The sequence below is a fragment of the Klebsiella terrigena genome, from assembly GCF_012029655.1.
In the GTDB taxonomy this organism is placed as follows: Bacteria; Pseudomonadota; Gammaproteobacteria; order Enterobacterales; family Enterobacteriaceae; genus Klebsiella; species Klebsiella terrigena.
In genome coordinates this window covers 3,563,903-3,585,873 of record NZ_CP050508.1, presented here as the reverse complement: position 1 = coordinate 3,585,873, position 21,971 = coordinate 3,563,903, and the positions used below count along the sequence as shown (strand labels likewise).

Here is a 21,971-nt window from a genome sequence, read left to right as displayed (position 1 = left end):
TAGACTTAACGCTTACTCGACGGACTGTGGACGGGTTGGTTCCGCCGTAGCCTGATGAGTTGCGCTATGACCGCCGGCAGAACCTTTGCCGTCGAACGCGAACGACGGGCGAACCCAGTCGCTGCGACGCGGTGCTTCCGGTTCGTAAGCCGGAGCCGGTGCGCGGGTCATCGGCGCGGTAGCGTGGCGGTCAGTATCGATAACCGCTGCAGCGACGGGAGCGGGTGCTACCGCGGCGACAGGGGCCGGTGCTGCTGCCGGTGCCTGGTCAACGACCTGCGGTGCCACAGCTTCTTCCACTTCAGCTGGCGCTTCTGCCTGGACTGCAGGCTCGGCGTCAACAACGGCGGTTTCAGACTCGGCAGCCGGCTGCTCAACCACGGCTTCTTCGTCTACGGCTGCAGACTCAGCGGCGATGACAGGCTCAGCAGCGATAACCGGCTCAGCGATGGCTTCAGCTTTAACCTCAACTTCAGCTTCAGCTTCTGCTACGGTCTCAGCAACGACTTCCTCAGGCGCCGCCTGCGGTTCGCTGGCGATAACCTGCGCAGCCGCTTCCGGCGCTTCGGCTTCGCTGGCAGCGACGTCAGCCGCGACCGGTGCGATGACTTCCGCAATGGCCGGTTCGCTAACGATCTGCTCGGCAATGGCCGGCTCGGCAACGACAGCTGGCGCGACGGTTTCGGCAACAAAAGCCTGAACCTGCGGCTCTTCCTGCTGCTGGTCGTTCGGACGGGCTACCGGGTAACGGATCCAGATTTTACCTGAAGCCATTTCCGGCGACGCGCAGGCTACGGTCAGCGGCATCGGTGATTGGGTCGGATAACGCTCGTCACGGTAACGACGACGACGCTGACCGCTCACGCGCAGATGGCGCGGCGAACGACGGGAGCGGCGCGGCATACCGTTAGCATCACGGGATTCGTTGCTCTCTTCGTGCTCAACGTGAGTCTCAACCACCGCAGGCAGGTCAACTTTCGCCAGTTCAGTACGCGGAGCCACAACAACGTCTGGCTGCGCTTTCTCAACTACGGCTTCAGCTGCTTCTACGGCGACTTCCGCTACCGCAGATTCGATGCGAACCTTGTGGGCCAGCTGGCGAGGTTTACGACGCGGCATGTTCTGAACGCGTTCTTCCAGCTCAGCTTCCTGCAGAACAACCGGCTCATCCTGTACCTTAACGGCAACGGCTTCCAGCGGTGCCTGACGCTTATCGTCATTATTACGACGACGGTTACGTTCACGGCGCGGCTGCTGCTCGTCACGGGATTTCGCTTTTTCCGCTTCGTCGCCGGTGGCCTGGCGAGGTTCGCGCAGCTCGACGTTCTGCTGCTGCTTCTCACGACGGTTACGGCGGTTCTCCTCGCGGGATTCACGAGACTCACGACCTTCGCCATTTTCGCTGCGGTTATCGCGGTCAGCACGCTCTACACGGTTATCGCGCTCGGCACGGTTGTCGCGGTTGTCACGATTCTCGCGGTTATCACGATTTTCACGGTTATCGCGACTATCACGGCCTTCGCGGTTGTCACGACGATCGTTACGATCGCGGCGATTATTGGTACGCGGTTTACGACGTTCCTGCTGGCGTTCCGGCTTCTCTTCGACTTTCTTCTCTTCCTGGACTTCAGCCGGTTTGGCTTCTTCCGTACCAGAGAAGATATTTTTCAAGGCGCCAAAGAAGCGAGAGATCAGGCCCGGCTGGGCCGGCGCTGAGGCCACGGCCGCTGTCGGTGCGCTGGCGGCTACGGCGACGGCTTCAGGCTCTTCATATGCCGGCGCAGGCGGAGCATCCGGCATGACGAAGGTTGCCAGTGCCGGCTGTTCCGGACGTTTACGTTCCGCCGGTTCTTCATCAGCTGGCAGCGCCATCTCTTCTTCATGCAGCTTCGGCAGCAGATAGCTCAGGGTAGAGGTCTCTTCGCCTTTGCGCACGCGCAGCACGGAATAGTGCGGGGTTTCCATCTGATCGTTCGGCACGATGATAACGCGCACGTCGCCCTGACGGGTTTCGATAGCGCTTACCGCCGCACGTTTTTCGTTCAGCAGATAGGACGCGATTGGCACAGGAACAATCGCGTGAACTTCCTGGGTGTTCTCCTTCAGCGCTTCTTCTTCAATCAGACGCAGAATGGAGAGCGACAGGGATTCGTTATCGCGCACGGTGCCGGTGCCGCTACAGCGCGGGCAGACGTGATGGCTGGATTCGCCGAGCGACGGGCTCAGGCGCTGACGCGACATTTCGAGCAGGCCAAAGCGAGAAATATGGCTGATCTGGATGCGCGCGCGATCCTGACGTACGGCTTCGCGCAGGCGGTTTTCTACCGCGCGCTGGTGGCGTACCGGGGTCATATCGATAAAGTCGATAACGATCAGACCGCCGAGGTCGCGCAGACGCAGCTGGCGGGCAATCTCATCGGATGCTTCAAGGTTGGTGTTGAAGGCGGTTTCTTCGATATCGCCGCCGCGGGTTGCGCGTGCGGAGTTGATATCGATCGCGGTCAACGCCTCGGTGCTATCGATAACGATAGATCCGCCGGACGGCAGACGAACTTCACGCTGGAAAGCGGATTCGATCTGCGATTCGATTTGGTAGTGGCTGAACAGCGGGATTTCACCGGTGTAGAGCTTAATTTTGCTGCTGAAGTCCGGGCGACCCAGCGCGGCGATGTGCTGGCGAGCCAGCTCAAGCACTTTCGGGTTATCGATAAGAATTTCACCGATATCCTGACGCAGGTAGTCGCGGAACGCGCGCACGATGACGTTGCTTTCCTGGTGAATCAGGAACGGCGCCGGGCGGCTTTCTGCGGCTTTCTGGATAGCTTCCCAGTGCTTCAGGCGGAAGCTAAGGTCCCACTGCAGCGCTTCGGCAGATTTGCCGACGCCCGCGGTGCGTACAATTAGCCCCATACCGTCCGGCAGCTCGAGGCTGGCCAGCGCTTCTTTCAGCTCGGTGCGATCGTCACCCTCGATGCGGCGGGAAATACCGCCAGCGCGCGGGTTATTCGGCATCAGTACCAGATAGCTGCCTGCCAGGCTGATAAAGGTGGTGAGCGCGGCGCCTTTGTTGCCACGTTCTTCTTTATCAATCTGGACAATAACTTCCTGACCTTCACGCAGCACATCCTTAATGTTAGGACGGCCGTGAGCGTTGTAGCTGGCTGGGAAGTATTCGCGGGCAATTTCTTTAAGAGGGAGGAAACCATGACGCTCGGCGCCGTAATCAACAAATGCGGCCTCCAGGCTAGGTTCAATACGGGTGATTTTGCCTTTGTAGATGTTCGCTTTTTTCTGTTCGTGCCCGGGGCTTTCGATATCCAGGTCGTACAGGCGCTGCCCATCAACAAGGGCGACGCGCAACTCTTCCTGCTGAGTTGCGTTGATTAACATTCTTTTCATCGTAACTTACTCATTATTCTTACATTGACGACTAAGCTGCGGGCAGAGTAACGCCTTGCCGGGGGAAACCGATGGCCTCGTGTCTGTTTCACGTCGCCAACCTCACGGTTGTCGCGCGCTTAAGAGGCGCAGAGTGTCGGTCGCCTGCATTTCAAACGGAAACACAGCGCAATTGTCAGGGGAATTGCCTGGGATGTATCACCAGAGAAGATTCCATTTATACACTTCATGCATCGAGCTGCTTTTGCACTGGCTGCGCTCGTTCATCCCTGTTACCTGGCGATGCAGGTTGCCGGGGATTCACTCTCTTGCTGCCATGACGCATCTCGAATAATTTTGCGTATATTCTATCGTCTTTCACGTTGCAGGCGTGTTGGCTTAACCTGCTCATCACAATCATGCGATTATCATGAGCTCCCGGGGATACCCGGAGTCGACGCCTTCCTGCGACGTGAAATCCATAGAGCCTGTACCGGTAAGGACTGCAACCCGCAGCCCGCTAACTGTCTGAAAGATCAATACGTCTTACGCCATTGCTGCGTTGATGATCGGTCAGACAAAATTGGTCATTCCGCTAATCTCTTGTTCTAACAAGATTCAACACGGAAAACGGCATCATTATTCCATTGCTGAGCTTGTTATAGCAAGTTGACTTTTACCTTTTATCACCCGGTTACTCACAGTTTTATCACCTGCGTATACAGATTGTTCTAATAACAAACAAAACGACGATGACCCATACGGTGAAAACCGGATAATGATAAATATAAGCATATAAAAATGAGTGGCGCTAATGCGTCGGGCTATTTAGAATCGCGCACCATGAAAACTGAGACCCCAACCGTAAAAATGGTTGCCATTACCGCTGATGAAGCGGGGCAACGCATCGATAACTTTTTGCGTACGCAGCTTAAGGGCGTACCGAAGAGCATGATTTATCGCATCCTGCGTAAGGGCGAGGTGCGGGTAAACAAAAAACGCGTCAAGCCTGAGTACAAGCTGGAAGCGGGCGACGAGATCCGTATTCCGCCGGTCCGCGTAGCCGAGCGTGAGGAAGACGCGGTCTCCCCGCATCTGCAAAAAGTCGCGGCCCTGGCGGACGTGATTCTGTATGAAGACGATCATATCCTGGTGCTCAACAAGCCTTCCGGTACCGCGGTTCACGGCGGCAGCGGTCTGAGCTTTGGCGTGATTGAGGGCCTGCGTGCGCTGCGTCCTGAGGCGCGCTTCCTTGAGCTGGTGCACCGTCTTGACCGCGATACCTCCGGCGTGCTGCTGGTGGCGAAGAAGCGTTCCGCGCTGCGTTCGCTGCATGAGCAGCTGCGCGAGAAGGGGATGCAAAAGGATTATCTGGCGCTGGTGCGCGGGCAGTGGCAGTCGCATACCAAAGTGGTACAGGCGCCGCTGCTGAAAAACATCCTGCAAAGCGGCGAGCGTATCGTGCGCGTGAATCAGGAAGGCAAGCCGTCGGAAACCCGCTTTAAGGTAGAAGAGCGCTTTACCGACGCCACGCTGGTGCGCTGCAGCCCGGTGACCGGTCGAACCCATCAGATTCGCGTGCACACGCAGTATGCCGGGCACCCGATCGCGTTTGACGATCGTTACGGCGATCGGGAATTTGATAAGCAGCTAACGGGAACCGGCCTCAATCGCCTGTTCCTGCACGCCGCGGCGCTGAAGTTTACCCACCCGGGCACGGGTGAGGTGATGCGCGTTGAAGCGCCGCTGGACGGCCAGCTGAAGCGCTGCCTGCAGGTGCTACGCGACAAGAAGTAACGGAACGGCGGATGCACTCTCCGCCGCTTGCACCGCGCGGGCCGATAAGCCCGCAGCGGTGATGCTCAGAACGGGGATCCGCGCTTCAGGCGAGCAGCGGGTTATAGCCTTCTCTGCGCAGCATCTGACAAAGCGCAATCAGCGGCAGGCCGACCAGCGTATTGGGGTCCCGGCCTTCTAAGCGCTCGAAAAGCGTGATCCCCAGCCCTTCGCTTTTAAAGCTCCCGGCGCACTGCAGCGGGTTCTCTTTACGCACGTAGGTCTCTATCTCCCGGTCGCTTAAATGGCGAAAGTGAACGTCAAAAGGCTCGCATTCGGTTTGCAACTGGCCGTTCGCCGAGTTGTAGAGCGCCAGCCCGGTGTAAAACGTCACGATGGTGCCGCTGGCTTTTCTTAACTGCAGGCGGGCGTTCGCTTCGCTATGCGGTTTACCGGTGATTTCGCCGTCAAGGACGCAAACCTGATCGGAGCCTATAATGAGATGCTGCGGGTAGCGCGCGGCGAGAGCCTGCGCCTTAGCCTGCGCCAGACGCACGACCAGCTGGCGAGCGGACTCGCCGGGGTGAGACGTTTCATCGACCTCAGGCGCCGCGCACTCAAACGGCACGGACAGTTTTTCCAGCAGCATGCGCCGCCAGGGCGAGGTCGACGCCAGGATAAGCTCAGACATATTTTTTCATCCACATATAGCGCTTCGAAGAGCATCATTTTAAACTATGGGCCGCAATGTGTGCGAATAAATGGCAAAAGGCAACCTGAGGCTGCCTTTTTCTTTGACTCTATGACATTACAAAGTTAATATGCGCGCCCTATGCAAAAAGTAAAATTACCCCTGACTCTCGACCCGGTTCGCACGGCTCAAAAACGCCTTGATTACCAGGGCATTTATGCTCGCGATCAGGTAGCACGTGTGGCCGATTCTGTAGTCAGCGTGGACACCGATGTGGAATGCAGCATGTCGTTCGCTATTGATAACCAGCGTCTTGCCGTTATAACCGGCGATGCGACGGTATCAGTAACCCTCGAATGTCAGCGTTGCGGGAAACCGTTCCCTCGTCATGTCCACACAACGTATTGTTTCAGCCCGGTCAGAAATGACGAACAGGCCGAAGCACTGCCGGAAGCGTATGAGCCGATTGAGGTTAACGAATTCGGTGAAATCGATCTGCAAGCGTTGGTTGAGGATGAAATTATTCTCTCCTTGCCTGTAGTTCCGGTGCATGATTCTGAACACTGTGAAGTGTCCGACGCGGACATGGTTTTTGGTGAACTGCCTGCAGAGGCACAGAAGCCAAACCCATTTGCCGTATTAGCCAGCTTAAAGAATAAGTAATTGAGGAGTAAGGTCCATGGCCGTACAACAGAATAAACCAACCCGTTCCAAACGTGGCATGCGTCGTTCCCATGACGCTCTGACCGCAGTCACCAGCCTGTCTGTAGACAAAACTTCTGGTGAGAAACACCTGCGTCACCACATGACTGCCGACGGTTTCTACCGCGGTCGCAAGGTTATCACTAAGTAATCACGCGATACTCTATGAACTTCGTGCTGTATGAAGCCCGCGCAGTTAACGGTGCTGCAGCGTGAAGGACAACGAGTATAAGCGTGGTGAAGCTTAGTGAGGATTTCCCCAGGTAACTGGGGAATAACCGAACCGGGCAGCGACGATACCTTGACACGTCTAACCCTGGCGTTAGATGTCATGGGGGGCGATTTTGGTCCCTCCGTGACGGTGCCTGCAGCACTGCAGGCACTGATCTCTAATTCGCAACTCACACTTCTTTTAGTCGGCGACCCCGACGCCATCACGCCATTACTTGCCAAAGCTGATTTCGAACAACGTTCACGTCTGCAGGTTATCCCTGCGCAGTCAGTTATTGCCAGTGATGCGCGACCCGCGCAGGCGATTCGCAGCAGCCGCGGAAGCTCAATGCGCATGGCGCTCGAGCTGGTGAAAGAGGGGCGGGCAGAGGCCTGCGTCAGCGCGGGCAATACCGGCGCGCTGATGGGGCTGGCAAAACTATTGCTCAAGCCCATTGAGGGAATTGAGCGCCCGGCGCTGGTGACGGTGCTGCCGCACCAGCAGAAGGGGAAAACGGTGGTGCTGGATCTTGGCGCCAACGTCGACTGCGACAGCACCATGCTGGTCCAGTTTGCGGTGATGGGGGCGGTACTGGCGGAAGAAGTTGTCGGTATTGAAAATCCCCGCGTCGCGCTGCTGAATATTGGCGAAGAAGAAATGAAGGGCCTCAGCAGCATTCGCGACGCCGCGGCGGTTTTGAAAACGCTGCCGTCTCTCAACTATATAGGCTATCTTGAAGCCAATGAACTATTGACGGGCAAAACCGATGTTCTGGTTTGTGATGGATTCACGGGCAACGTCACATTAAAAACTATGGAAGGTGTTGTCAGAATGTTTCTTTCGCTGCTGAAATCGCAGGGAGAGGGCAAAAAACGGTCGTGGTGGCTGCTGTTATTGAAACGTTGGTTACAAAAAAGCCTCGCAAGGCGATTCAGTCACCTCAACCCCGACCAGTATAATGGCGCCTGTCTGTTAGGATTGCGCGGTTCCGTGATTAAGAGTCATGGTGCTGCCAATCAGCGCGCCTTTAGCGTTGCAATAGAGCAGGCAGTGCAGGCGGTGCAGCGGCAGATACCTCAACGGATCGCCGCTCGCCTGGAATCTTTATACCCAGCAGGCTTTGAACTGCCGGGGGGCGGCAGAAACGGGAACTCCCGACAGCAAAGTGGGACGAACGAGCAGGATTGACGCCCCAGCGGTTTGAACAAGGCGGGTATGTTACCCAAGAGTGACTGAGCGTACATGTATACGAAGATTATTGGTACCGGCAGTTATCTGCCTGAGCAAGTGCGTACTAACGCCGACCTGGAAAAAATGGTAGATACGTCTGACGAGTGGATTGTCACCCGTACGGGTATCCGTGAACGTCGTATTGCCGCGCCGAATGAGACCGTTGCTACGCTGGGTTTTGAAGCTGCAAAAAATGCGCTGGAGATGGCGGGCGTTAAGCCGGAGCAAATTGGTCTGATTATTGTTGCGACCACCTCCGGCACCCACGCCTTCCCGAGCTCGGCCTGTCAGATTCAGTCTATGCTGGGCATTAACGGCTGCCCGGCGTTTGACGTTGCCGCGGCCTGTGCCGGCTTCACCTACGCCCTGAGCATCGCCGACCAGTATGTCAAAAACGGTGCGGTAGACTACGCGCTGGTTATTGGCGCTGACGTTCTGGCGCGTACCTGCGATCCAACCGATCGCGGGACGATCATTATTTTTGGCGACGGCGCGGGCGCCGTTGTGCTGGGCGCGTCAACCGAGCCGGGCATTATCTCGACCCATCTGCACGCCGACGGCCGCTACGGCGAGCTGTTAACGCTGCCGAACGCCGATCGCGTAGATCCGGAAAATCCGATCTATCTGACGATGGCGGGTAACGAAGTCTTTAAAGTGGCCGTGACCGAGCTGGCGCATATCGTTGACGAAACGCTGGCGGCGAACAATCTTGAACGCTCCGCGCTCGATTGGCTGGTCCCGCACCAGGCCAACCTGCGTATCATCAGCGCGACGGCGAGAAAGCTCGGGATGTCGATGGACAACGTGGTGGTGACGCTCGATCGTCACGGCAATACCTCTGCCGCCTCCGTCCCTTGCGCGCTGGACGAAGCGGTGCGCGATGGCCGCATTCAGCGCGGTCAGCTGATTCTGCTGGAAGCCTTTGGTGGCGGTTTCACCTGGGGTTCCGCGCTGGTTCGTTTTTAGTATAAGGATTTAGAGATGACGCAATTTGCTTTTGTGTTCCCGGGACAGGGCTCGCAGGCGGTAGGCATGTTGTCAGAGATGGCAGCAGCTTATCCGGTGATTGAAGAGACTTTCCGTGAAGCCTCCGCGGCGTTGGGTTACGATCTGTGGGCGCTTGCCCAGCAGGGCCCGGCAGAAGAACTGAATAAAACCTGGCAGACCCAGCCCGCGCTGCTGACCGCCTCCGTGGCGCTGTATCGCGCGTGGCAACAGCAGGGCGGCAAAGCGCCGGCTCTGCTGGCAGGCCATAGCCTTGGCGAATACTCCGCGCTGGTTTGCAGCGGGGTTCTCGACTTCACCGATGCCGTGCGTCTGGTTGAGATGCGTGGCAAATTCATGCAGGAAGCGGTACCGGAAGGTACCGGCGCGATGTCGGCCATCATTGGCCTCGACGATGCCTCAATTGCCAAAGCCTGCGAAGAGTCTGCCGAAGGCCAGGTGGTTTCACCGGTCAACTTCAACTCCCCGGGTCAGGTGGTTATCGCGGGCAACAAAGAAGCCGTAGAACGCGCTGGCGCCGCCTGTAAAGCTGCCGGCGCCAAACGCGCGCTGCCGCTGCCGGTAAGCGTCCCGTCCCACTGCGCGCTGATGAAACCTGCGGCGGAAAAGCTGGCGGTTGAGCTGCAAAAAATTACCTTTAACACCCCGGCTATTGCGGTGGTGAACAACGTTGATGTGAAGTGCGAAACCGCGCCTGACGCCATTCGCGACGCGCTGATCCGCCAGCTTTACAGCCCGGTTCAGTGGACCAAAAGCGTCGAGTTTATGGCCTCTCAGGGCGTAGAACATCTGTATGAAGTGGGCCCGGGTAAAGTCCTCACCGGCCTGACTAAACGTATTGTTGACACCCTGACCGCTTCCGCGCTTAACGAGCCTGCAGCGCTGTCTGCGGCGCTTGAGCAATAAAAGAGGAATATCATGAGTTTTGAAGGAAAAATCGCGCTGGTTACCGGTGCAAGTCGCGGGATTGGCCGTGCAATCGCTGAAACGCTCGTCGCCCGTGGCGCGAAGGTTATCGGTACTGCCACCAGCGAGAGCGGTGCGCAGGCGATCAGCGACTATTTAGGTGCTAACGGTAAAGGTCTGCTGCTGAATGTGACCGACCCGGCATCTATCGAATCTGTTCTGGGAAATATTCGCGCAGAGTTTGGTGAAGTTGATATCCTGGTTAATAATGCCGGTATTACTCGTGATAACCTGTTAATGCGGATGAAAGATGACGAGTGGAACGATATTATCGAAACCAATCTGTCATCAGTTTTCCGTCTGTCAAAAGCAGTAATGCGCGCTATGATGAAAAAGCGTCATGGCCGCATTATTACTATCGGTTCTGTGGTCGGTACCATGGGAAATGCTGGTCAGGCTAACTACGCTGCGGCGAAAGCGGGTCTGATCGGTTTTAGTAAGTCGCTGGCACGTGAAGTCGCGTCCCGCGGTATTACGGTTAACGTTGTTGCTCCGGGCTTTATTGAAACGGACATGACGCGTGCGCTATCTGACGATCAGCGTGCGGGTATTCTGGCGCAAGTTCCGGCGGGTCGCCTCGGCGATGCAAAAGAAATCGCCAGTGCGGTTGCGTTTTTAGCTTCTGACGAAGCGGGTTACATCTCTGGTGAAACCCTGCACGTCAACGGCGGAATGTATATGGTCTGACCGAGTTTTGTGCAAAACGTTCAGGAACCGCGCAGTCTGTGCGGTTCCGGGTACGGTTTTGTGCAAAATGATTTGCGTTATGAGGGCAAACAGCCGCAAAATAGCGTAAAATCGTGGTACGACCTGCCGGGATTTAGTTGCAAATTTTTCAACATTTTATACACTACGAAAACCATCGCGAAAGCGAGTTTTGATAGGAAATTTAAGAGTATGAGCACTATCGAAGAACGCGTTAAGAAAATCATCGGCGAACAGCTGGGCGTTAAGCAGGAAGAAGTTACCAACAATGCTTCCTTCGTTGAAGATCTGGGCGCTGATTCTCTTGACACCGTTGAGCTGGTAATGGCTCTGGAAGAAGAGTTTGATACTGAGATTCCGGACGAAGAAGCTGAGAAAATCACCACTGTTCAGGCTGCCATTGATTACATCAACGGTCACCAGGCGTAAGTGAACATCTCCAGGCGGTCATTCGACCGCCTGAGTTTTATCTTTAGTTTGTCCCACAAGAATCTATTTTCCCTCCCTGGAGGACAACCGTGTCTAAGCGTCGTGTAGTTGTGACCGGACTGGGCATGTTGTCTCCTGTCGGCAATACCGTAGAGTCTACCTGGAAAGCTCTCCTTGCCGGTCAGAGTGGCATCAGCCTGATCGACCATTTCGATACTAGCGCCTATGCAACAAAATTTGCTGGCTTAGTAAAGGATTTTAACTGTGATGACATTATCTCGCGCAAAGAGCAGCGCAAGATGGATGCCTTCATTCAATATGGAATTGTCGCTGGCGTTCAGGCCATGCAGGATTCTGGTCTTGAAATAACGGAAGAGAACGCAGACCGCATCGGCGCAGCTATCGGCTCCGGCATCGGCGGCCTCGGCTTGATTGAGGAAAACCACAGCTCGCTGACCAACGGCGGACCTCGTAAAATCAGCCCGTTCTTTGTACCGTCTACAATTGTTAACATGGTGGCCGGACATCTGACCATCATGTTTGGTCTGCGCGGGCCGAGCATCTCCATCGCGACCGCCTGTACTTCCGGTGTGCATAATATCGGTCAGGCCGCGCGTATCATTGCCTACGGCGATGCTGACGCTATGGTTGCCGGCGGTGCGGAAAAAGCCAGTACCCCGCTTGGCGTGGGCGGCTTTGGCGCAGCGCGTGCGCTCTCTACCCGCAACGACAATCCGCAGGCGGCAAGCCGTCCGTGGGATAAAGATCGCGACGGCTTCGTGCTTGGCGACGGCGCGGGCATGGTGGTGCTGGAAGAGTACGAGCACGCTAAAAAACGCGGCGCGAAAATCTACGCGGAAATCGTCGGTTTTGGTATGAGCAGCGATGCCTACCATATGACTTCTCCTCCGGAGAACGGTGCGGGTGCCGCGCTGGCAATGGTTAACGCCATTCGCGATGCGGGCATTGAACCGGGCCAGATTGCCTACGTTAACGCGCACGGTACCTCGACGCCAGCGGGCGATAAAGCGGAAACTCAGGCTGTTAAGTCAGTCTTTGGCGATGCGGCTCGCAGCGTAATGGTTAGCTCGACCAAATCTATGACCGGGCACCTGCTGGGCGCCGCAGGCGCGGTAGAGTCTATCTACTCAATCCTTGCGCTGCGCGATAGCGTGGTTCCGCCGACCATCAACCTGGATAACCCGGACGATGGCTGCGACCTGGACTTCGTTCCGCACGAAGCCCGCCAGGTTTCCGGTATGGAGTACACGCTGTGTAACTCCTTCGGCTTTGGTGGCACCAACGGTTCGCTGATCTTTAAAAAGGTCTAAGCGCGTTAGTTGCCTCACCCAGCCATGACTCAGGCCTGCATTTATGCGGGCCTTCTTTTTTCTTCAGCTTTCTCTGCTTGTCCTGCGTAATTCATCCTGCGACACTAGCGGGCCACCGATAAGGAGCCACTATGTTCTTGATTAATGGCCTTGAACAGGACGTCCTGGCCGCTAACGACCGGGCGATACAGTTTGGCGATGGATGCTTTACCACCGCGCGGATTGTAGAGAGTCAGGTGCAGATGCTGCCTGCCCACCTTCGGCGTTTGCAGCAGGCCTGCGAAAAGCTGATGATCCCCTATACCCACTGGCAAACGCTGGAACAGGAAATGCTGCGCCTGGCGCAGGTCCAGAAAAGCGGCGTCCTCAAGGTTATTCTGACGCGCGGTTCCGGCGGCCGCGGCTATAGCGGTACGCTGTGCCAGCAGCCGACCCGTATCCTCAGCGTATCCCCGCTGCCGGCGCACTACTCCCGCTGGCGTGAAGAGGGCATCACCCTGGCCCTGAGCCCGATACGGCTGGGGCGTAACCCGTCGCTTGCCGGCCTTAAGCACCTTAACCGCCTCGAGCAGGTGCTGATCCGCTCTCATCTTGAGCAGACGGACGCCGACGAGGCGCTGGTTCTTGACAGCGAAGGGTGGCTTACGGAATGCTGTGCCGCGAATCTGTTCTGGCGCAAGGGAATGGCGGTATTTACGCCGCGCCTTGACCAGGCGGGCGTGAACGGGATCATGCGCCAGTATTGTATCGCGCGGCTGGCACAATCGCCGTTTCGCGTTGTCGAAGTCACCGCGGGCCCTGATGCGTTGCGGGATGCCGATGAAGTGCTGATTTGCAACGCCCTGATGCCGCTGGTGCCGGTTCGCCGCTGGGACGAGAGCCGTTGGTCCTCGCGCGAGCTTTATCATTTTTTAGCCCCACTGTGTGAGCTGTCTGGTTAGTCATGAAGAAAATGTTACGTTTTATCCTGCTGTTGTTAGTGGTGTTTGGCATTGCCGCAGGCGTGGGCATGTGGAAAGTCCGCCATCTCGCTGACAGCAAACTGCTTATCAAAGAAGAGACCATCTTCACCCTGGAAGCCGGCACCGGGCGCATCGCGCTGGGCCAGCAGCTGTATGGTGACAAGGTCATCAACCGGCCTCGCGTCTTCCAGTGGCTGCTGCGCATTGAGCCGGAGCTGTCGCACTTCAAAGCCGGGACCTACCGCTTCACGCCGCAAATGACGGTGCGCGAAATGCTCCAGCTGCTGGGCAGCGGCAAAGAGGCCCAGTTCCCGCTACGCTTTGTCGAAGGAATGCGGGTGAGCGACTATCTGCGCCAGCTGCGCGATGCGCCGTATGTCAAACATACGCTGGCCGACGACAGCTACGAAACGGTGGCGAAAACGCTCGACCTTGAACACCCGGACTGGGTCGAAGGCTGGTTCTGGCCGGATACCTGGATGTATACCGCCAATACCAGCGATGTAGCGATCCTCAAGCGGGCCCATCAGAAGATGGTCGCCGAGGTGGACAAGGCGTGGGAAGGGCGGATGGATAACCTGCCGTACGAGGATCAAAACCAGCTGCTGACCATGGCGTCAATTATCGAAAAAGAGACGGCGGTAGCGGAAGAGCGCGATCGCGTGGCGTCGGTGTTTATCAACCGCCTGCGCATCGGCATGCGCCTGCAAACCGACCCGACGGTGATTTACGGCATGGGTGAGAGCTATAATGGCAGGCTGACGCGCAAGGATCTCGAAACCCCGACGGCCTATAATACCTATGTGATTAGCGGTATGCCGCCGGGGCCGATCGCCGCGCCCGGAGAGGCCTCGCTGACCGCCGCCGCGCATCCGGCGAAAACGCCGTACCTCTATTTTGTCGCTGACGGCAAGGGTGGACATACGTTTAATACCAATCTGTCCAGCCACAACCGCTCGGTTCAGGATTATCTAAAAGTTCTTAAGGAAAAAAATGCGCAGTAATTACATCGTTATCGAAGGCCTGGAGGGCGCAGGGAAAACCACCGCGCGTAACCTGGTGGTGGAGGCGCTGGAACAGTCTGGCGTCAGCGATCTGCTGTTTACCCGTGAACCGGGCGGCACCATCCTCGCCGAGAAACTGCGCAGCCTGGTACTCGATATTCAGTCGACCGGCGATGAAGTGATTAATGATAAAGCCGAAGTGCTGATGTTTTATGCCGCCCGCGTTCAGCTGGTGGAAACGGTGATTAAACCGGCCCTGGCCCGCGGGCAGTGGGTGATTGGCGATCGCCACGATCTCTCAACCCAGGCGTATCAGGGCGGCGGCCGCGGCATTGACCAGACGATGCTGGCGACGCTGCGCGACGCGGTGCTCGGCGATTTTCGCCCGAACCTGACGCTCTATCTCGACGTGACGCCTGAGGTAGGTCTCAAGCGCGCCCGCGCCCGCGGTGAGCTCGATCGCATTGAGCAGGAGTCGCTGGACTTCTTTAACCGGACCCGCGCGCGCTATCTTGAGCTGGCGGCGCAGGACCCGACGATCCGCACCATCGACGCCACCCAGCCGCTGGAAGCGGTCGCGCGCGATATCCGTGCGACGATCGGCCAGTGGGTGGCGGAGCAGCGCGCATGAAATGGTATCCGTGGTTACGCCCGCCGTTCGAGCAGTTAGTCACCAGCTATCAGGCCGGGCGGGGTCACCATGCGTTACTGCTTCAGGCGCTGCCCGGAATGGGCGGCGATGCGCTGCTCTACGCGCTGTGCCGCTACCTGATGTGCCGACAGCCGGAAGGACACAAAAGCTGCGGCCACTGCCATAGCTGCCAGCTGATGCAGGCCGGTACCCACCCCGACTACTACACGCTGGTGCCGGAAAAGGGCAAAAGCGCTCTCGGCATTGATGCCGTTCGCGAAGTGAATGAAAAGCTCTACGAACGCTCGCGCCTCGGCGGAGCCAAGGTGGTGTGGATTAGCGACGCGGCGCTGCTGACCGATGCGGCGGCCAATGCCCTGCTGAAAACGCTGGAAGAGCCGCCGGAAAATACCTGGTTCTTCCTCGCCTGTCAGGAGCCGGCGCGGCTGCTGGCCACGCTGCGCAGCCGCTGCCGCCTGTATCATCTTGCTCCGCCGGCGGAGTCCTATGGCCTGGCGTGGCTTGAGCGCGAGGTAACGCTTGAGCAAAACGCCTTGCTGGCCGCGCTGCGCCTGAGCGCTAATGCGCCGGCGGCGGCGCTGGAGCTGCTCGAGGAGAGCCGCTGGGCCGCCCGGCAGCAGCTCATCCAGACTCTGGCAAACGCGCTAACCGGCGGCGACTGGCTAACGCTGCTGCCGATCCTCAATCATGAACAGGCCGCCGTTCGCCTGCACTGGCTGGCATCGCTGCTGCTGGATGCACAAAAAAGGCAGCAGGGGATCTCTTTGCTGAGCAACCCCGATGCCTGGACGCTAATCAACCAGCTGGCGCAGGCGCTGCCTGCTAGCCGCCTGCAGGCCATTACGCAGGACGTCAGCGCCTGCCGCGAGCAGCTGCTGAGCGTGGTCGGCGTCAACCGAGAACTGCTGCTAACCGAGCGCCTTCTGCGCTGGGAACATTACCTGCAACCTGGGACGGTCCTGCCCGTTTCCCACCTCTGAGCGAGACATTATGTTTTTAGTCGACTCCCACTGCCATCTTGATGGCCTGGATTATGAAACCCTGCATAAAGACGTGGACGATGTGCTGGCAAAAGCCGCCGCGCGTGACGTGAAGTTCTTCCTTGCCGTTGCGACAACGCTGCCGGGATATCGCGGGATGCGCGAGCTGGTCGGACAGCGTGACAACGTGGTTTTCTCCTGCGGCGTGCATCCGCTCAACCAGGATGAAGCGTACGACGTTGACGAGCTGCGCAAGCTGGCCGCGGAAGAGGGCGTGGTGGCGATGGGGGAGACCGGGCTGGACTATTTTTACACCCCGGAAACCAAGCCCCGCCAGCAGGAGTCCTTCCGCGATCATATCCGCATCGGCCGCAAGCTCAACAAGCCGGTAATTGTGCACACCCGCGACGCGCGGGCCGATACGCTGACAATTTTGCAGGAAGAAAAAGTGACGGATTGCGGCGGCGTACTACACTGTTTCACAGAGGATAGAGAGACAGCGGGTAAATTGCTGGACATGGGGTTCTATATCTCGTTTTCCGGTATTGTCACGTTCCGCAACGCCGAACAGCTGCGCGATGCCGCGCGCTACGTTCCCCTCGATCGCCTGCTGGTGGAGACCGATTCGCCGTACCTCGCGCCGGTACCCCATCGCGGTAAAGAGAACCAGCCGGCGATGGTTCGTGACGTTGCCGAATACATGGCGGTTCTGAAGGGCGTTTCGCTGGCGCAGCTGGCGCAGCAGACCACCGATAATTTCGCCAGATTGTTCCATATCGACCCCTCCCGCCTGTAACCCGCCGATCTTCCTATTATTTTAAGGCTCGTAATTAATACTTAAAGCGAGTAAAGTTCACCGCCACAAAAGGGGCGGTGAGCGGATTTTGGCAACATTTAGATACAGCTTATGTAAGTTGATGTAAATTTTCCCACGCCGACTGATTGAAACGTGATAGCCGTCAAACAATCATTCCGCCAATTATTTTACTCTGTGTAATAAATAAAGGGCGCTTAGATGTCCTGTCCACGGCACGGTTCTCCCCCCGTGCCAATGCGTGAAAACGTAAAAAAGTACCAAATACTCAGGAGCACTCTCAATTATGTTTAAGAATGCATTTGCTAACCTGCAGAAGGTCGGTAAATCGCTGATGCTGCCGGTTTCCGTACTGCCTATCGCAGGTATCCTGCTGGGCGTCGGTTCCGCAAACTTCAGCTGGCTGCCAGAAGTCGTTTCCCACGTCATGGCAGAGGCAGGCGGTTCAGTATTCGCTAATATGCCGCTGATCTTCGCTATCGGTGTCGCGCTTGGTTTCACCAATAACGACGGCGTATCCGCGCTGGCTTCGGTCGTTGCTTACGGCATCATGGTGAAAACCATGGCGGTTGTTGCCCCTCTGGTTCTGCATTTACCTGCTGAAGAGATTGCGGCTAAACACCTGGCTGATACCGGCGTACTTGGCGGTATTATTTCCGGTGCAATCGCAGCGTACATGTTCAACCGCTTCTATCGCATCAAGCTGCCAGAGTATCTGGGCTTCTTTGCGGGCAAGCGTTTTGTGCCGATTATCTCCGGTCTGGCCGCTATTTTCACCGGCGTGATCCTCTCCTTTATCTGGCCACCGATCGGTACTGCTATCCAGACCTTCTCTCAGTGGGCTGCGTACCAGAACCCGGTTGTGGCGTTCGGTATCTACGGCTTCATTGAACGCTGCCTGGTACCGTTTGGCCTGCACCACATCTGGAACGTTCCATTCCAGATGCAGATTGGTGAATACACCAACGCGGCAGGTCAGGTCTTCCACGGCGATATCCCGCGCTACATGGCAGGCGACCCGACTGCGGGCAAACTGTCCGGCGGCTTCCTGTTCAAAATGTACGGCCTGCCGGCTGCGGCTATCGCTATCTGGCACTCCGCTAAACCGGAAAACCGCGCAAAAGTGGGCGGTATCATGATCTCCGCAGCGCTGACCTCGTTCCTGACCGGTATTACCGAGCCGATCGAGTTCTCCTTCATGTTCGTTGCGCCGATCCTCTACGTTATCCACGCAATTCTTGCAGGTCTGGCATTCCCGATCTGTATCCTGCTGGGTATGCGTGACGGTACATCGTTCTCTCACGGCCTGATCGACTTTATCGTCCTGTCCGGTAACAGCAGCAAGCTATGGCTGTTCCCGATTGTCGGTATTTGCTATGCGATCGTGTACTACGTTGTCTTCCGCGTGCTGATTAAAGCACTGGACCTGAAAACTCCGGGTCGTGAAGATTCAACCGAAGACAGCAAAGTGGGCACCACCAGCGAAATGGCTCCGGCTCTGATCGCGGCGTTCGGCGGTAAAGAAAACATCACTAACCTTGATGCGTGCATCACCCGTCTGCGCGTTAGCGTTGCTGACGTAGCGAAAGTTGATCAGGCTGGCCTGAAAAAACTGGGTGCTGCCGGTGTGGTCGTTGCAGGTTCAGGCGTTCAGGCGATCTTCGGGACTAAATCCGATAACCTGAAAACTGAAATGGACGAGTACATCCGCGCCAACTAAGTTGTGATGTGGGGAGACTAAGGCAGCCGAATGGCTGCCTTTTTTATTGGCTTAAGCGAGTAAAAAGGGAGCCGGCTGGCTCCCTGGGTTCTGCTGGTCAGCGCTGAGGATAAATCAGAACTGGTAGCTGGCGGTGATGCTGAAGTTGCGCGGCTCGCCGTAAACCACCGACCCTTCGACGTTGGTGTCGTAGGTTTTATCGAACAGGTTATTAATATTGCCCTGTAAGGCGAAGTTTTTGGTGACCTGGTAGCGGCTGAACAGGTCCACCAGCGCGTAGCTGCCCTGCTCGGCGCGGAAGGTGCCGTACGGGGTCACGGTGTCGGTATAAACGCGGTTTTGCCAGTTCACGCCGCCGCCAACGGTCAGCTCGGGCATTGCCGGCAGACGGTAGCGGGTGAACAGCTTGACGCTGGTGCGCGGCAGGTTGGGGTTCACCGCCTTGCCTTCGTTATCTTCCGCAACGTAGCGCGTGGCCCCGAAGGTCATCTGCCAGTTATCCGTTAAGGCGCCGTTAATCTCGAACTCAACTCCTTTACTGACCGTGCCGTCCGCCGTTCTGTAGGCCGTTTCGCCGTTGCTGCCGGCAATCGGCGTACCGGTAGACTGCGCCAGGTTGTCCTGTTCGATACGGAAAATCGCCAGGGTGGTGGTTAGGCGGCTGTTCATCCAGTCCGACTTCAGACCAAGCTCATAGTTATTTCCGGTGATCGGCGTCAGATATTTCCCGGAGCTGTCGCGCTTATCCTGCGGCTGGAAGACGGAGGTGTAGCTGGCGTAGGTCGACCAGTTATCATCGATGTCGTAAACCAGGCCCGCGTACGGCGTCGTATGGTTTTTCTCCATGCTGTAGGAGAGGGTGTCGATACGCCAGTTGGTATAGCGAACGCCAAGAATTAAGTGCAGCGGATCGGCCAGCGAGAAGCGCGTCGCGGCGTACAGGGACTTCATCCGCGTGGTGTCGTCCTGGGCGAGGCTTTGCGGGCCCCAGTTGGTTTCAGGGAAGTTAGCCGCATTGAAGCCAGAGAAGCTGCCGATCTCATCCGGGAATACGTTTGCCCAGGAGCTAAGGTAGCGGTTGTTCTGCTTGCTGTAGCTGCCGCCGATCATCAGGTTATGCTGGCGGCCGAAAAGATCGAAGCCGCCGTCGGTAAACAGATCCACGGCATCGACTTTACGTTTGCCGCTGTTCCAGCCCGTTCCGCCAACGTAATCGTAGCCCGGCCCATAGCTGGCGTAGGGGCCGACCAGCATTCCCGTCTCTTTGTTAACGTACGCGTCGACGTACATCATTTTGCTGTCGAATTTGACCTCGGAGTGGGTTGCCGTCATGGTCGCCTGCCAGGTATCGGTAAAGCGCTGTTTCAGCGTAACGAAGACTTTGTTGAACTCTTTATCGTTATAGGCCCAGTCCGGCGCGGTGCTGTGGGCGCGATCGTAGTGGTTCTTGCTGCCGTCGGTGTTCCAGCGCGGCAGGCCGCCCCAGGTTGGGCTATTGACGTCGATACGCTGATACTCGTAGCCGGCGGAGAGGCTGGTTGCGCTGCCGAGGTCGGCATCGAGAATGCCGGAGAAGAACGTTTTTTCGCTGTTGTAGCGATCGAGCCAGGAGTCATTATTCTGATAGCCGGCGACAATACGCGCCCGCACGTTACCGTCCTCGGTCAGCGGGCTCTGCATATCGGCGACGTAGCGCTGCTTGTTCCAGCTGCCGTACTCGGTGGAGATATTGCCGGTAAACTCGCGGCTGGTGGCATGCTTGCGGATCATGTTGATCGATGCGGAGGGGTTGCCCGTCCCGGTCAGCAGGCCGTTGGCGCCGCGTACGACCTCGACCCGCTCAAAAAGCGCGGTATCGGAGAGCGCGTCGCCGAGGTTCCAGCGGGACTCAAACCAGGTCGGAATGCCGTCGACCATATAGTTGTCTATCTGAAAGCCGCGGGAATAATAGCTGCTGCGATCGGAGTCCGCCTGGCTCCGGCTGATCCCGAGGGTATTATCCATCACGTCGCCGAGGGTTTGCAGCTGCTGATCCTGCATCCGCTGCTCGCTGATGATGCTGACCGACTGCGGAATATCGCGCTGGGTCATCAGCATTTTTGTTCCGGCGGTGGTGGTTTTAACGCTGTAATCCTGCCGCTGTTCGTCGGTGCCGGCTGGCGTTGCTCCTTCTACAATGATGGTGTCGTCGGTCGCGTCGGCGGCAAGGCCGAGGGTGGGGTAGAGCGCTAACGCAATACCGACGGCAAGAAGAGACGGCGCGCGGCGGCCGTCCCGTGAGATGGTAGTGAAAGACATGATTAACCCTTAATGAGGAGACTGTCGTTATACGCCGGGGCTCTGTGGCCGCGGTCGAATCATTCCCGAAGTGCGGTGCGTCCATGTTGTTAATACAAATGAGAAATATACGCATTTATATTTAATGTGTAAACAGACGTAAGAAGGGGGGCAAAAAGGCGCTTTATCGACGGCGGTGCCGGGACAGAATCAGGGATATGCTTAATCCGTCATCAGCTAAGTCCGCCGCCGCGTAAGAAAAAGTGCATTCGGGTTGAAAGAGGGGGAGTAACTCGCTCATACTCTTAGACGAATCCTGTGCATCCGCGTTTATCTGCAGAGGCAGGCCAGAGCACGGTATAAAAATTAATAAGGAATCAGTCATGGCAGAAGAAACGATTTTTAGCAAAATCATTCGCCGGGAGATCCCGTCGGATATTGTTTATCAGGATGAGCTTGTTACTGCCTTTCGCGATATTTCTCCGCAGGCGCCGACCCATATTCTGATTATCCCCAATATCCTGATTCCTACCGTCAACGACGTCACCACGGAGCACGAGCTGGCGCTGGGTCGCATGATGACCGTCGCGGCGAAAATTGCGCGTGATGAAGGTCTTGCCGACGACGGCTATCGCCTGATCGTCAACTGTAACCGCCACGGCGGCCAGGAAGTCTACCATATCCATATGCACCTGCTGGGCGGTCGCCCGCTGGGTCCCATGCTGGCTCACAAAGGCTAATCAATGCGCGCAGCTCATTTCGGCACTCTTCTGGCGGCGGCGCTGCTGGCCGGCTGCGGTTCTCACGCGGAAATTCCGGTGGGAGAGCAGCAGACGCTGGTGATGGAATCTAACGTCTTAGCCGCAGGTATCAGCGCCGATGCGCCTGAGGTCACCGCCTCAGAGATTCAGGCCACCGCGACCTCAAAGCTGTTCAACGAACGCCAGGAGCCGATCGTCGTGCATTACCGCTTTTTCTGGTATGACGCCAGAGGGCTGGAGATGCACCCGCTGGAGCCGGCACGCAGCATAACGGTGCCCGCACGCTCATCCGTGACGCTTTACGGTAGCGCAAATATTTTGGGGGCGCATAAGGCCCGACTCTATCTTTATCTGTAAGAGGTAATTGTGATGATTAA

Annotated in this window: 20 protein-coding genes; 17 read left to right on the top strand and 3 right to left on the bottom strand. The window is 57.1% G+C overall.

What is annotated here, in order from left to right:
* Positions 1 to 12: 12 nt before the first annotated feature.
* Positions 13 to 3,399 carry a ribonuclease E gene (gene rne, locus HCK03_RS16860; protein WP_167691930.1) on the bottom strand — a complete coding sequence of 1,129 codons (3,387 nt, stop codon included), beginning with the start codon at positions 3,397 to 3,399 and terminating at the stop codon, positions 13 to 15.
* An 822-nt stretch (positions 3,400 to 4,221) separates the two neighbouring features.
* Between rne and rluC the strand changes: the two genes are divergently transcribed.
* A complete protein-coding gene (rluC, locus tag HCK03_RS16855) occupies positions 4,222 to 5,175 on the top strand; it encodes a 23S rRNA pseudouridine(955/2504/2580) synthase RluC (protein WP_166646121.1) in 954 nt (317 codons plus the stop codon).
* Between the two features lie 85 nt (positions 5,176 to 5,260).
* Here rluC and HCK03_RS16850 read toward each other — a convergent pair whose 3' ends face one another.
* The gene (locus HCK03_RS16850; protein WP_041144961.1) at positions 5,261 to 5,845 is read right to left on the bottom strand and encodes a Maf family protein; all 585 of its coding nucleotides are present in this window, start codon (positions 5,843 to 5,845) and stop codon (positions 5,261 to 5,263) included.
* Positions 5,846 to 5,986: 141 nt separating this feature from the next.
* On the opposite strand from HCK03_RS16850, the gene yceD reads away from it, so the two are divergent.
* The 14 genes from yceD to ptsG all read left to right on the top strand — a co-directional run bounded on the left by yceD (position 5,987) and on the right by ptsG (position 18,556).
* On the top strand, positions 5,987 to 6,508 hold the full coding sequence (gene yceD, locus HCK03_RS16845; RefSeq protein WP_041144962.1) for a 23S rRNA accumulation protein YceD: 522 nt from the start codon (positions 5,987 to 5,989) through the stop codon (positions 6,506 to 6,508).
* Positions 6,509 to 6,524: 16 nt separating this feature from the next.
* The gene (gene rpmF, locus HCK03_RS16840; protein ID WP_071844907.1) at positions 6,525 to 6,698 is read left to right on the top strand and encodes a 50S ribosomal protein L32; all 174 of its coding nucleotides are present in this window, start codon (positions 6,525 to 6,527) and stop codon (positions 6,696 to 6,698) included.
* 150 nt (positions 6,699 to 6,848) lie between these two features.
* Positions 6,849 to 7,946: a phosphate acyltransferase PlsX gene (gene plsX / locus HCK03_RS16835; protein WP_206110955.1), complete on the top strand. Its 1,098-nt coding sequence runs from the start codon at positions 6,849 to 6,851 to the stop codon at positions 7,944 to 7,946.
* A gap of 54 nt (positions 7,947 to 8,000) precedes the next feature.
* Entirely contained in the window at positions 8,001 to 8,954 is a 954-nt protein-coding gene (locus tag HCK03_RS16830) for a beta-ketoacyl-ACP synthase III (RefSeq protein ID WP_041144964.1), read from the top strand.
* A gap of 15 nt (positions 8,955 to 8,969) precedes the next feature.
* Positions 8,970 to 9,899: an ACP S-malonyltransferase gene (gene fabD, locus HCK03_RS16825; RefSeq protein ID WP_143716949.1), complete on the top strand. Its 930-nt coding sequence runs from the start codon at positions 8,970 to 8,972 to the stop codon at positions 9,897 to 9,899.
* A gap of 12 nt (positions 9,900 to 9,911) precedes the next feature.
* The gene (fabG, locus tag HCK03_RS16820) at positions 9,912 to 10,646 is read left to right on the top strand and encodes a 3-oxoacyl-ACP reductase FabG (RefSeq protein ID WP_041144966.1); all 735 of its coding nucleotides are present in this window, start codon (positions 9,912 to 9,914) and stop codon (positions 10,644 to 10,646) included.
* Positions 10,647 to 10,856: 210 nt separating this feature from the next.
* On the top strand, positions 10,857 to 11,093 hold the full coding sequence (gene acpP / locus HCK03_RS16815; protein ID WP_000103754.1) for an acyl carrier protein: 237 nt from the start codon (positions 10,857 to 10,859) through the stop codon (positions 11,091 to 11,093).
* An 89-nt stretch (positions 11,094 to 11,182) separates the two neighbouring features.
* Positions 11,183 to 12,424 carry a beta-ketoacyl-ACP synthase II gene (gene fabF, locus HCK03_RS16810; protein ID WP_041144967.1) on the top strand — a complete coding sequence of 414 codons (1,242 nt, stop codon included), beginning with the start codon at positions 11,183 to 11,185 and terminating at the stop codon, positions 12,422 to 12,424.
* A 131-nt stretch (positions 12,425 to 12,555) separates the two neighbouring features.
* Positions 12,556 to 13,365, top strand: coding sequence for an aminodeoxychorismate lyase (gene pabC / locus HCK03_RS16805; RefSeq protein WP_041144968.1), 810 nt, complete (start codon positions 12,556 to 12,558; stop codon positions 13,363 to 13,365).
* 2 nt (positions 13,366 to 13,367) lie between these two features.
* Positions 13,368 to 14,390, top strand: coding sequence for a cell division protein YceG (yceG, locus tag HCK03_RS16800; RefSeq protein ID WP_041144969.1), 1,023 nt, complete (start codon positions 13,368 to 13,370; stop codon positions 14,388 to 14,390).
* The gene (gene tmk / locus HCK03_RS16795) at positions 14,380 to 15,021 is read left to right on the top strand and encodes a dTMP kinase (RefSeq protein ID WP_041144970.1); all 642 of its coding nucleotides are present in this window, start codon (positions 14,380 to 14,382) and stop codon (positions 15,019 to 15,021) included. The genes yceG and tmk overlap by 11 nt, the downstream gene beginning before the upstream one ends.
* On the top strand, positions 15,018 to 16,022 hold the full coding sequence (gene holB, locus HCK03_RS16790; RefSeq protein ID WP_123551217.1) for a DNA polymerase III subunit delta': 1,005 nt from the start codon (positions 15,018 to 15,020) through the stop codon (positions 16,020 to 16,022). Before tmk ends, holB begins: the two co-directional genes overlap by 4 nt.
* 10 nt (positions 16,023 to 16,032) lie before the next feature.
* On the top strand, positions 16,033 to 16,818 hold the full coding sequence (locus HCK03_RS16785) for a metal-dependent hydrolase (RefSeq protein ID WP_167691929.1): 786 nt from the start codon (positions 16,033 to 16,035) through the stop codon (positions 16,816 to 16,818).
* A 304-nt stretch (positions 16,819 to 17,122) separates the two neighbouring features.
* Positions 17,123 to 18,556, top strand: a complete 1,434-nt coding sequence (gene ptsG, locus HCK03_RS16780) for a PTS glucose transporter subunit IIBC (protein WP_041144973.1) — start codon at positions 17,123 to 17,125, stop codon at positions 18,554 to 18,556.
* Between the two features lie 114 nt (positions 18,557 to 18,670).
* On the opposite strand, the gene fhuE is transcribed toward ptsG, so the two are convergent.
* Positions 18,671 to 20,854 carry a ferric-rhodotorulic acid/ferric-coprogen receptor FhuE gene (gene fhuE / locus HCK03_RS16775; protein WP_167691928.1) on the bottom strand — a complete coding sequence of 728 codons (2,184 nt, stop codon included), beginning with the start codon at positions 20,852 to 20,854 and terminating at the stop codon, positions 18,671 to 18,673.
* Between the two features lie 362 nt (positions 20,855 to 21,216).
* On the opposite strand from fhuE, the gene hinT reads away from it, so the two are divergent.
* Both hinT and HCK03_RS16765 read left to right on the top strand, forming a co-directional pair.
* Entirely contained in the window at positions 21,217 to 21,573 is a 357-nt protein-coding gene (hinT, locus tag HCK03_RS16770; protein WP_041144975.1) for a purine nucleoside phosphoramidase, read from the top strand.
* A gap of 3 nt (positions 21,574 to 21,576) precedes the next feature.
* Positions 21,577 to 21,951, top strand: a complete 375-nt coding sequence (locus HCK03_RS16765; RefSeq protein ID WP_167691927.1) for a YcfL family putative periplasmic lipoprotein — start codon at positions 21,577 to 21,579, stop codon at positions 21,949 to 21,951.
* Positions 21,952 to 21,971: the final 20 nt, after the last annotated feature.